Genomic DNA, 10519 nt, shown 5'->3' on the forward strand with positions numbered 1-10519 from the left:
GGCGGCGTTCCCGACCAGGAGGTGAACGGCGGGCGACGCCGCACGAGCGCACAGGTCATCAACGCAGAACGGATCTGAGCCGGGCCGAGACCGCCTCCACGGCCAGGACCAGCACGAACACCGGCAGCACGATCGCGGTGACCACGTCTTGGTTGAGTGCCCTGATGTGCTGGCTGAGCGCGTACCCGAGCTCTCCGGCGCCGACGATGCCGAGGATGAAGAAGGCCCGCAGGTTGACGTCGAGCGCGTACAGGGTGGTGGCCGCCAGGCGGGGCGTGAGCTGGCCGAACACGGCCACGGTCAGCTCCTGGACCGGCCGCGCCCCGGCCGAGAGCGCGGCCTCGCGCGGCCCCGCGCGCAGCTCCTCGGCATCGTCGGCGACGAGTTTGGCGACCAGGGCGGTGGTGAAGACGGCCAGCGCCAGCGTCCCGGCGACCGGGCCGTCCATGAGGCCGAACGCCGCCACGAACAGCAGCACCAGCAGCAGGTCGGGGATGGAGCGCAGGCCGACGAGGAAGGTGCGCGCGGCCAGCCGTACGCCGTCGTTGGGGGCGACGGCGCGGGCGGCGGCCAGGCCGAGCGGGATGCCGGCCAGGACGCCGAGGAAGGTGGCGCCGAGCGCGATCGAGGCCGTCTCCAGCAGGCCGCCGCCGAGGAGGTCCGCGACCGGGGCGAAGTCGGGCGGGAAGAAGTCGCCGAACGCCCGCACGGAGCCCGCCGCCGCCTCGGCCAGCGCGGCGGGGCTCGCGCCGACCCGCCAGAACGCCGTCACCGCCAGCGCCAGCGCGCCCCATCCGGCCAGGTGCGCGGCCAGCCTCGACCGGGTCCACGGCACGCGCTGCCCGCGTACGGGAGGCAATGCCCCACCGCGTTCGGCGCCCAGGAGCCGCCCGCGCAGCGCCATCGAGACCGTCTCGACGAGCAGCACGACCGCCACCGTCACCAGCGCGATGCCGGTCGCCTCCCGGTAGTCGGTGAAGCCGAACGCGGTCTTCAGATCCAGCCCGATGCCGCCCGCGCCGACGGCGCCGAGCAGCACGGAGCCGCGGAAGTTGATGTCCAGCCGGTACAGGATGGCCGCGATCCAGGCGGGCGCCACCTGCGGCAGCACCCCGGCCAGCAGCCGCTGGACGGGCCCGGCGCCGGTGCCCGCGACGGCCTCGCGCACGCCGGCGTCCGCGTGCTCGACCGCCTCGGCGAACAGCTTGCCCAGCATGCCCACCGAGTGCAGGCCCAGCGCCAGCACGCCGGGCAGCGGGCCGATGCCGATCGCGGCCACGAAGAAGACGGCGAACACGATGTCGGGAACGGCCCGGCAGGCGACGATCACGCCCAGCGCGACCGACCTGACGGCCCTGGCCGGTGCGCGCCCGCCCCGGGCGGCGGCCAGGACACCGAGCACGGCGGCCAGCAGCGTGGCCAGCGCGGTGCCGGCGACGGCCATCCAGAGCGTGTCGAGCATGTGGATGAACGTCGTGGCCGGATCGCTGATCGTCGGCGGCCAGGCTCTGGCCAGCAGCCCGGCGACCTCGCCGAACCCGGCCACCATCCCGCCGACCCCGACGCCCAGGTGCTGGAGCGCGACGACTCCGAGCGTCACCAAGACGATCGGGAACGACCACGCCGCCAGGCGCCGGGCACTGCGCGGCGGCCGGCCCCCCGCCCCGCTCGCCGCGCCTCCGCCACCACGGCCCGGCCGCGGGGCCCCGCCTCCGCCTCCTCCTGCTCCTCCTGAAGCTCCGGAACCGCCGCCGGCGGCCGTTCTCCGAGGCGAGACCCTGGGCCTGTCCCGGGACGGCCGGGTGCCGGTCGTCGCCTGGGCCATCATGGGATCGTCACGGGGTCGGACAGGTACAGCCCCCGCAACCGCACCGCGTCGAGCAGTTCGGTGGGCTCGTCCAGCCGGATCTCCCCCAGCCGCAGCCCCACCACCCGCCGCGTCCACCGCAACGCCAGCTCGATCTGGTGCAGCGTGCACACCATGGTCAGCCCGTCCTCGTGGCACACCCGTACCAGCAGGTCCATGACCGAGGCGGCGGTCTCGGGGTCGAGGGAGGCCACGGGCTCGTCGGCGAGCACCAGTTCGGGGCGCTGCAACAGGGCCCGCGCGATGGCCACGCGCTGCTGTTGCCCGCCCGACAGGCTCCCGGCCCGCTGGTAGGCCCGCTCCGCCAGCCCGACCCGGTCGAGGTGTTCGAGCGCCTCCGCCCGTACGGACCTGGGCCAGGTGACGATGCCGTACCGGGGGCCGCGGACCCGCCCCAGCGCGCCGTGCAGCACGTTCTCCATCACGGTGAGCCGTCCGACCAGGTTGAACTGCTGGAAGACGACCCCGACCCGGCGGCGCAGCGCCCGCAGCTCGGCGCCCCTGGCGTCGACCACGTCGACGCCCAGAACCTCGACCTCGCCCGAGTCCGGCCGGGCCAGGCCGTTGAGGTGGCGCAGCAGCGTGGACTTGCCCGAGCCCGACGGGCCGAGCAGCGCGACGATCTCGCCGCGCCGCACGGTCAGGTCGATCCCCGCGCACGCCCTCACCACGCCGAACGTCTTGACCAGGCCCTTCGTCCGTACGACCGCCGTCATGCCGTGGCGCACTTGTCGTTATGGGTGGCCGCGCACACCTCGCGTACGGGGTTGAAGGTCGCGTCGCTCACCGTCTGGAAGCCCCAGACGGAGGAGTCGGCCGTCACCCGGCAGGAGGCTTCGTCCTTGCAGATGCCCAGCTGCACCAGACGGTCCTTGGTGGCGTCCTTGGTGAAGGTCTGCACCAGCTTGGCCTTCACGTCGGCGGGCAGCGCGTCACGCATGGCGACGGGCGACATGGGGATCGGCGCCGACTTCCACACCACCTTCACCTGGCCGGCCTTGAGCTTGCCCTTGTCGATGAGGATGTGGTCGACCATGGCGTTCTCGGCGAACCCGGCCTCGCACTTGCCGGCGGCCACCGACAGCACGGAGTTGTCGTGCCCGCCCGCCATGATCGGCTGCACGCCGGTCTTCGGGTCGATGCCCGCGCCGAGCAGGCCCTGGCTCGGGAAGAGATAACCGGAGGTCGAGCCCGGGTCGACGAAGCAGACCTTGGCGCCCTTGAACCCGTCGATTCCGGTGATCTTGCTGTTGGCGGGCACGATGCCGTAGCTCTGGTAGGTGGGCGTGCCGCCCTTCTCGACCATCGAGGCGATGGGCGTGATCTTGGCGCCGTTGCTCTTGGCGAGCACGTACGACAGCGGCCCGAACTCGGCCAGATCGATCTTGCCCGACACCATGCCCTCGATGACCGCGTTGTAGTCGGTCGAGCGCACGAACTCCACCTTCTTGCCGGTGTTCTTCTCGATGAGCGCGATGATGTCCTTGTATTCGGCGGTGGGGTCGATGTTCTGCTCTACCGGCACGGCGGCGAACCGGAGCACCTCGCCGCCGGTGCTGCCGCTGGCGGAAGAGCAGCCCGTCGCGAGGACGCCGAGCACGACCAGGGCGGTCATGGAACGTTTCACAGTGAGATCTCCGAGCGTGTGGTGAACCAGATCCGGCTCGCCACGCTGCTCGCCGCCAGTGATGTCCGGGTCAGACACGTCTGACGATGCACGAACCGAGGGGTTAACTCGGAGCGAACCCACCCGCCCGTCGCCGCACCGGAGGTGCATGTTCACCAACTGGTCAACGGAAGGTCATCCGGAGCGACTCATCATGGCGCAGTTGCGACAAATCCCTATAAAGGAGGACAGGTCATGCTTTCTCGCGATGAGCTCGTCGGCCTCTTCGAGGGCCTCGCCGGCCTCCCGTACGGAGGCGAGGTGGTCGACCAGCGCACCCACGCCCTCCAGGCCGCCGCCCACGCCGCCGCCGCCGCGGCCGACGACGAACTGGTCCTGGCCGCCGCCTTCCACGACGTCGGCCGCGCCCGCCCCGTCGCCGAGCGGCACCGGGGGCTGCCGCACGAGCAGGCGGGCGCCGCCTACGCCCGCGACCACCTGACCGCCCGCTCCGCCTGGGCGATCGAGCAGCACGTGGCCGCCAAGCGGTACCTGGTGGCGGTCGACCCGGCCTACCACGACACGCTGAGCCCGGCGTCGGTGCGCTCGCTGCGCGCCCAGGGCGGGCCGATGTCGGGAGAGGAGGTCGCGGCCTTCGAGTCTCACCCGTGGCACGCGGACGCGATCGCGCTCCGCCTGTGGGACGACCTGGCCAAGGACCCTCAGGGTCCGGTGCTGCCCATGGACGACCTGATCGCCACGTACGAACGGGTGATGGGCTGAAGAGCGGGCGGATCGCCGACCGTGCCGCTGGGCCCGCCGCCGGTCGGCAGGGGCTCGGTGTCAGGGCGTCCTGTCAGAAGAGCTTGTCGATCGTGATGGGCAGCGAGCGGATGCGCCTGCCGGTGGCGTGGTGGACCGCGTTGGCGATGGCGGCGCCCATGCCGACGAGGCCGATCTCGCCGACGCCTTTGACCCCGACGGGGTTGAACCTGTCGGGCCGGCCGACGAAGCTCACCTGTATGTCGGGGATGTCGGCGTTGACCGGGATCAGATAGTCGCCGAAGGTGGCATTGGCGATGCGCCCGGATCCCGGATCGGTGACCGTCTCCTCGAACATGGCCATGCCGATGCCGCCGACCGTGCCGCCGATGATCTGGCTGGTTGCTGTCTTCTCGTTCAGGATGCGGCCTGCGTCGATCACCGAGACGACCCTGGCCACCCGCAGCAGTCCGAGATCCGGGTCGACCCGCACCTCCACGAACTTCGCGCCGAAGGGTCCCGCGGGCGCCAGGCCCACTTCCCGCGAGTCGGCCGGGGTGCTGGCGCCGTGGGCGCTGAGCTCCGTCAGCCCGTGCGCGACGAGGATGTCGGTGTACGCCTCGCCGCGCTCGGGCGATCCCGTCCGGTGGAGGCGACCGCGGCCGATGCTGACCTCGTCGACGGCGCACCCCGCCAGCGGCGAGGTGGGATCGTCGCGGACGGTGTCCAGGAATGCCTGCACGAGATTGCGGCAGGCGGCGTGGATCGCGCTGCCGAGGCCGGCCGTCAGGCCCGAGCCGCCCGCCACGACCCCCGGCGGCAGGTCGGTGTCGCCGAGCTCGAAGGTGACGCGCGGCAGGTCCAGCCCGAGCAGCTCGGCCGACAGCTGGGCCATCACCGTGTAGGTGCCGGTTCCGATGTCGGTCACCGCGCTGCGCACCAGAGCCGTCCCGTCCCTGCGCAGCGTCGCGGTCGCCTCGCACGGCTTCTGGAACCAGAAGAACGAGACGCCGGCCAGGCCGTACCCGATCAGCCAGTCGCCGTCGCGCATCGAGCGGGGCTCGGGTAGGCGGCGCGACCAGCCGAACCGCTCGGCACCGACCTCGTAGCACTCGCGCAGGGCCTTGCTCGACCACGGGAGGCCGAGTTGCGGCTGGCTCTCGGCATAGTTGCGCAGCCGGAGCTCGAGCGGGTCGATGCCGAGCTCGTAGGACAGCTCGTCCATGGCCGACTCCAGCGCGAAGTTGCCCTGCGCCTCGCCGGGGGCGCGCATCGAGTTGCACCAGGTGACGTTCAGCCGGACCTGCCGGTCACGCGTGGAGACGTTGGGGCAGGCGTAGGCGTAAGCCGTGCCGGAGGCGCACGGTTCGAAGTTGTCTCCCTCCATCTGCAGCGTCGTGGTGCTCTCGTGGTCGATCGCGACCAGCCGTCCGTCGCGGGTGGCGCCGATCTTGATACGCTGCTCCGTGGCCGTGCGGTGACCGACCCCGGTGAACATCTCCGGGCGGGTCAGCACAAGCTTGACCGGCCGGCCCACCGTGCGCGCGGCCAGTGCCGCGAGCATGACATGCGGCCACACCCGCAGCCCCGCCCCGAAGCCGCCGCCGACGAACGGGACCAGCACCCGCACGCCGCTCTCCGGGACGCCGAACACCTGCGCGAGCGCCGTGCGCAGAGCGTCGGGCCACTGGGTGGAGTCGTGGACGGTGAGGGCCTCGCCGTCCCAGGCGGCCACGGTGGTGAAGAGGCCCAGCGGGTTGTTGGTGTTGTCGACCGTGGTGTACGTCGCCTCGAACGTCACCTCGGCCGAGGCCAGGGCGGCCCCGGCGTCGCCGCGACTGGAGTCCAGCTCGAACGGGTCGGTGAGCACCTCCGCCCTGGGGTCATGGAGGTCGAGGAGCGGCTCGGTCGCCTCGTACTCCGCCTCGACCCGGCGGGCCGCGGCCGTCGCCTCCTCGGCGGTGCCCGCCACGACCACGGCCACGTACTGGCCGTAGTGCAGGATCCGGTCCCCCTGCAACGGCGGCGGCGGGGCCGACAGGATCACCGTGTCGGACGCGCGCCCCAGCGAGGGCGCGTTCTGGTGGGTGATGACCGCCAGCACGCCGGGCGAGGCCTGAGCGGCGCTCGTGTCGAGCCGGCTGATCCGCCCGGCGGCCACGGTGCTGCGCACGAGCGCGGCGTGCGCCAGGTCGGGGAAGCTGAAGTCGTTGGGGTAGTGCGCGGCGCCGGTGACCTTCAAGGGACCGTCGACCCTGTCCACTCCCTCGCCGACCAGGTCGAGCTGCTCGACGATCGTCATGACGCACCTCCGGCGGCGGTTCGCAGGGCGCGCACCAGGGTGCGCTTGACCAGCTCGACCTTGAAGGCGGTGCCCTCCACGGTGAACGGGTCCCGGACGGCGGCCTCGGCCGCCGCGGTGAAGACCTCCAGGCTCGGGGGCAGCCCCCGCAGGGCCCGCTCGGCCTCGGGCGCGTGCCAGGGAATCGTCCCGACGCCGCCCAGGGCGACGTGTGCCTCGCCGATCACGCCGCCGTCGAACCGCAGGGCGACCGCGGCGGAGGTGAGCGCGAACTCGTAAGAGACCCGGTCGCGGATCTTGAGGTACGTGGAGTGCGCGTCCGGCGGGAGCAGCGGGATGTCCACAGCGGTGATCAGCTCACCGTGGGTGAGCACGTTCTCCACGTCGGGCGTGTCCCCCGGCACGCGGTAGAACTCCGTCAGCGGGACCGAGCGCTCCCCGCCCGTCCCGCGCAGGTGCACGACCGCGTGCAGCGCCACGAGCGGCACCGCCATGTCCGAGGCGTGCACGGCGATGCAGTGCTCGCTCGCGCCCAGGATCGCGTGCATCCTGGCGACCCCCCGCACCGCGGCACACCCGGAACCACGGTGCCGCTTGTTGCACGCGGGGACGGTGGGGTCGCGGAAGTAGCGGCAGCGGGTGCGCTGCAACAGATTCCCGCCGATCGTCGCCATGTTCCGCAGCTGGACGGACGCACCCAGCAGCAGCGCCTCACGCAGGAACGGCAGGCGCACGGTCACCGTGGGGTCGGCGGCCAGCTCCTCCATCGTGGTCAGCGCCCCCACCCGCAGCACGTCGCCGTCGCGCGCGACGCCGGCGAGCGGCAACCGGGTGATGTCGACCAGCCGGTCCGGCTCCAGGACGCCGTCCTTCATCAGGTCGATCTGAGTCGTGCCGCCGGCCAGATAGGACGCGTCGGGATCGGCGGTCACCGTCGCCACGGCCTGGCCCACCTCGCCCGCCCTGACGTACTCGAACTCACGCATCGCGGTCACCCGCCCCCATCCGGTCGCGGACCTCGCGGATCGCCTTGACGATGTTGGGGTAGGCGCCGCACCGGCACAGGTTGCCGCTCATGAACTCGCGGATCTCCGCATCCGAACCCGCGCGCCCCTCCGCCAGCAGGCACACCGCCGACATGATCTGCCCGGAGGTGCAGTAGCCGCACTGGAAGGCGTCGTGACGGACGAACGCCTCCTGCACCGGATGCAGGACGCCGTCGGCCGCGAGGCCTTCGACGGTGGTGATCGCCCGGCCCTCGCACTGCGCGGCCAATGTCAGGCAGGACAGGACCCGCTTGCCGTCCGCCATCACGGTGCACGCGCCGCAGGCGCCCTGGTCGCAGCCCTTCTTGGTGCCGGTCAGCCCCAGCCCGTCGCGCAAGGCGTCCAGCAGGGTCACGCGGGAGTCCAGGTCGAGCCGATGATCGACGCCGTTCACGGTCAAGGTCACCGCGACCCGCACGATCGTCGGTGCGGGACTCCGGTGAGTCGCGTCATGAGCCATAACCCCTCGTTTCCGGCACGGCAAGAGCCGCGGCCTCGCGGGGGGAGGTCTCACCTGTCAACGATACGCTCCGCCCCGTGGGGCGACCTGCGGGGATCAGGGCGGCTGGGCGGCCCGCCGGAAGGAGAGGCCGCCCATGGCCGCGAACACGCTGCCACCGCACAGGACCCGCCCCGTGTCGACCGAGTAGCCGCCCGCCGGTCCGTTACCGCCCGACTGCGCCGTGGCCCGGCCCTGCCACAGCACCCGGTCATCCGAGGCGCGCTTGACCTGCACGGTGACCTGGGTGCCCAGCCCTGCGATCGCATCCCGTCCCGCAGCCCACCGGCGGCCGGTGCTCTGGCTGCCATGGCCTTGTACACCATCTCTCCTTGTCGGCCTCACAAGGTGGGCCAGCATTAAATTTCAAATGATACCGTATCAAATGAAAGGATCACGGGTAGTATGGTCGCATGACTGGCGACGTTCCCCGCAGATCCACCGCCTCGCGCGCGACCGACCGCCCCGGGGATGCCTCACCTTTCGCTCTCGGCTTGTTGCTGCGCCAGGCACACTGGCGCGCGGCCACGGTGATGACAGAGGCACTTCGTCCGCTCGGCATTGAGTTGCGGCATTTTGCCGTGCTGATCGTGCTGGTCAACCGCGGGCCCACGGTGCAGCGGGACCTGGCGGCGGAGACGGGGTCGGACAAGGCGGGAATCATGCGCGTCGTGGACGACCTGGAGCGCAAGGGACTGGCCGTACGCAAGGCCGTTCCGGGCGACCGGCGTGTTCGGGCGGTGGAGATCACGCCCCAGGGTGTCGAGCTGTTCGACGCAGCGCATGTGGCGGCGGAGCCGCTGGCCGAGCAGCTGGTTGCCGAATTGGCGCCCGGCGAGCCCGAGCAGCTGAGGCAGCTGCTGAGCCGGTTTGCCTATCCTGCGGGCGGGGAGACGTAGGCGGCGTCGACTGCCTGCCGCGTGGGCGAGGCCGCCCGGGCGCGCCTCCAGTGAACCTCAACCCTGGAGGCGCCCGGTGCGTGCGCCATCGGCACGCGTGAAGATTGTTCCCGTGGCGGCGGGTAGTAGACGACGGCGACGTTCGCGGTCGGTCCGCACACGAGCCACCCCCTCCCGATGCATGGGGGTCGTATACACATTCAACGGTATTGAATGATACCATCCCGGATGATACTCTAGCGAAGATAACTAAATTCGCTGCGTTGAGCGGATGGGAGTCGGTGATCTTGGATATATATGAGGCGGTGACGAGCCGGCGGGCGGTCCGTGGGTTCACCGACCGGCCTGTCCCGCGGGAGGTGCTGGAGCGCGTGCTGTCCGCCGCGGCCTGGGCGCCGTCCGGATCGAACCTCCAGCCCTGGCACGCGTACGTGCTGACCGGCGAGCCGCTGGCCGAGCTCAAGAAGCGCGCCGGCGAGCGCCTGGCCGCTGGCGAACCCTGGGACGAGCGGGAGTACGAGATGTACCCGCCCGCGCTGAAGACCCCGTACCACGAGCGCCGATCCGCCTTCGGCCGGGAGCGCTACAGCGCACTCGGCATCACGCGCGAGGACTGGGAGGCCCGCCAGCGGGCCGCCGCCGACAACTGGCAGTGCTTCGGCGCGCCCGCCGCGCTGTTCTGCTACATCGACCGCGACATGGGCCGGCCTCAATGGGCGGATGTCGGCATGTATCTGCAAACCGTCATGCTGCTGCTGCGCGCCGAAGGGCTGCACAGTTGCCCGCAGATGGCGTGGTCGGTGTATCGCAGGACCGTCGCGGAGATCCTTTCACCTCCCGGCGAGCTCATCCTTTTCTGTGGCATGTCGATCGGGTTCGAGGACGTCACGGTGGAGTACGTCCGTACCGGCCGGGCTCCGCTCGACGAGACGGTCACGTTCGTCGATGGTCAGCCCGCTGGAGAGGGATCATGAACACCGAACGTGTCGTCGTCATCGCAGGAGCGCTCCCGCCTGGATGGTTCCTGCGCAACGCCGCAGACCGCTTACCGGTGCGCGTGATCGCCCCGGACTGAAGCAGGCACGCAAGACGTTCCCCACGGCGTTGCTCGAAGCGCGGCGCAACGCCCTCGCCCCGCGACACTGCCGGAAGCCCGGAGGCCTCGCCGGGCCCTGTCTTCTTCCCACGTCGGCTTCATCACCAGCCGGACCGTGTGGCACGTTCATGCCTTTGAGAGGAAATGCAATGACTTACACCGTCGGTTACATCGTCGGGAGCCTGTCCCAGAAGTCGATCAACCGGACTCTCGCTCTGGCCTTGAGCCGGCTCGCGCCGCCGGAGCTCCGCCTCACGGAGATCCCCATCGGCGAGCTACCCCTCTACAGTCACGACCACGACCCGAACTACCCCGCCGTGGCCCAGGAGTTCAAGGACGCGATCAAAGCGTCCGACGCCCTCCTGTTCGTCACCCCCGAGTACAACCGGTCCATCCCCGGCGCACTGAAGAACGCCATCGACTGGGCGACCCGGCCCTACGG

11 protein-coding genes are annotated in these 10519 nt (G+C 71.2%); 4 read left to right on the forward strand and 7 right to left on the reverse strand.

Annotation, left to right across the window (positions count from 1 at the left end; all coding sequences use genetic code 11):
• Positions 1–58 precede the first annotated feature (58 nt).
• Genes phnE through AB0L65_RS50380 form a run of 3 tightly spaced genes read right to left on the reverse strand, consistent with a single transcriptional unit; the run spans position 59 to position 3494 of the window.
• A complete protein-coding gene (phnE, locus tag AB0L65_RS50370) occupies positions 59–1828 on the reverse strand; it encodes a phosphonate ABC transporter, permease protein PhnE (protein WP_364262022.1) in 1770 nt (589 codons plus the stop codon).
• On the reverse strand, positions 1825–2583 hold the full coding sequence (gene phnC, locus AB0L65_RS50375; protein WP_364262024.1) for a phosphonate ABC transporter ATP-binding protein: 759 nt from the start codon (positions 2581–2583) through the stop codon (positions 1825–1827). The genes phnE and phnC overlap by 4 nt, the downstream gene beginning before the upstream one ends.
• Positions 2580–3494 (reverse strand): phosphate/phosphite/phosphonate ABC transporter substrate-binding protein, encoded by a 915-nt coding sequence (locus AB0L65_RS50380; protein WP_364262027.1) that lies wholly within the window; start codon positions 3492–3494, stop codon positions 2580–2582. The genes phnC and AB0L65_RS50380 overlap by 4 nt, the downstream gene beginning before the upstream one ends.
• A 234-nt stretch (positions 3495–3728) precedes the next feature.
• Between AB0L65_RS50380 and AB0L65_RS50385 the strand changes: the two genes are divergently transcribed.
• Complete coding sequence (locus AB0L65_RS50385; RefSeq protein ID WP_364262030.1) at positions 3729–4256, forward strand: hypothetical protein; 528 nt, start codon at positions 3729–3731, stop codon at positions 4254–4256.
• A gap of 73 nt (positions 4257–4329) precedes the next feature.
• Here AB0L65_RS50385 and AB0L65_RS50390 read toward each other — a convergent pair whose 3' ends face one another.
• The 4 genes from AB0L65_RS50390 to AB0L65_RS50405 form a co-directional block, all read right to left on the reverse strand.
• Positions 4330–6537 (reverse strand): xanthine dehydrogenase family protein molybdopterin-binding subunit, encoded by a 2208-nt coding sequence (locus AB0L65_RS50390; RefSeq protein WP_364262032.1) that lies wholly within the window; start codon positions 6535–6537, stop codon positions 4330–4332.
• Entirely contained in the window at positions 6534–7523 is a 990-nt protein-coding gene (locus AB0L65_RS50395; protein WP_364262035.1) for a xanthine dehydrogenase family protein subunit M, read from the reverse strand. The genes AB0L65_RS50390 and AB0L65_RS50395 overlap by 4 nt, the downstream gene beginning before the upstream one ends.
• Positions 7516–8043 (reverse strand): (2Fe-2S)-binding protein, encoded by a 528-nt coding sequence (locus AB0L65_RS50400; RefSeq protein ID WP_364262038.1) that lies wholly within the window; start codon positions 8041–8043, stop codon positions 7516–7518. The genes AB0L65_RS50395 and AB0L65_RS50400 overlap by 8 nt, the downstream gene beginning before the upstream one ends.
• Before the next feature lie 96 nt (positions 8044–8139).
• The gene (locus AB0L65_RS50405) at positions 8140–8319 is read right to left on the reverse strand and encodes a hypothetical protein (protein WP_364262041.1); all 180 of its coding nucleotides are present in this window, start codon (positions 8317–8319) and stop codon (positions 8140–8142) included.
• A 176-nt stretch (positions 8320–8495) separates the two neighbouring features.
• On the opposite strand from AB0L65_RS50405, the gene AB0L65_RS50410 reads away from it, so the two are divergent.
• The 3 genes from AB0L65_RS50410 to AB0L65_RS50420 form a co-directional block, all read left to right on the forward strand.
• Complete coding sequence (locus AB0L65_RS50410) at positions 8496–8981, forward strand: MarR family transcriptional regulator (protein ID WP_364262044.1); 486 nt, start codon at positions 8496–8498, stop codon at positions 8979–8981.
• Positions 8982–9244: 263 nt separating this feature from the next.
• Positions 9245–9955, forward strand: a complete 711-nt coding sequence (locus AB0L65_RS50415) for a nitroreductase (RefSeq protein ID WP_364262047.1) — start codon at positions 9245–9247, stop codon at positions 9953–9955.
• 271 nt (positions 9956–10226) lie between these two features.
• The coding region (locus AB0L65_RS50420) for an NADPH-dependent FMN reductase (RefSeq protein ID WP_364262050.1) at positions 10227–10519 on the forward strand (293 nt) is incomplete at its 3' end.

The sequence above is a fragment of the Nonomuraea sp. NPDC052116 genome, assembly GCF_040680035.1.
Classification (GTDB): Bacteria; Actinomycetota; Actinomycetes; order Streptosporangiales; family Streptosporangiaceae; genus Nonomuraea; species Nonomuraea angiospora_A.

Excerpts from the sequence above, each read along its gene's own strand:
- phnE (WP_364262022.1), bottom strand. The coding sequence starts at position 1,828 with ATGATGGCCCAGGCGACGACCGGCACCCGGCCGTCCCGGGACAGGCCC.
- AB0L65_RS50400 (WP_364262038.1), bottom strand. The coding sequence starts at position 8,043 with ATGGCTCATGACGCGACTCACCGGAGTCCCGCACCGACGATCGTGCGG.
- AB0L65_RS50390 (WP_364262032.1), bottom strand. The coding sequence starts at position 6,537 with ATGACGATCGTCGAGCAGCTCGACCTGGTCGGCGAGGGAGTGGACAGG.
- phnC (WP_364262024.1), bottom strand. The coding sequence starts at position 2,583 with ATGACGGCGGTCGTACGGACGAAGGGCCTGGTCAAGACGTTCGGCGTG.
- AB0L65_RS50395 (WP_364262035.1), bottom strand. The coding sequence starts at position 7,523 with ATGCGTGAGTTCGAGTACGTCAGGGCGGGCGAGGTGGGCCAGGCCGTG.
- AB0L65_RS50385 (WP_364262030.1), top strand. The coding sequence starts at position 3,729 with ATGCTTTCTCGCGATGAGCTCGTCGGCCTCTTCGAGGGCCTCGCCGGC.
- AB0L65_RS50410 (WP_364262044.1), top strand. The coding sequence starts at position 8,496 with ATGACTGGCGACGTTCCCCGCAGATCCACCGCCTCGCGCGCGACCGAC.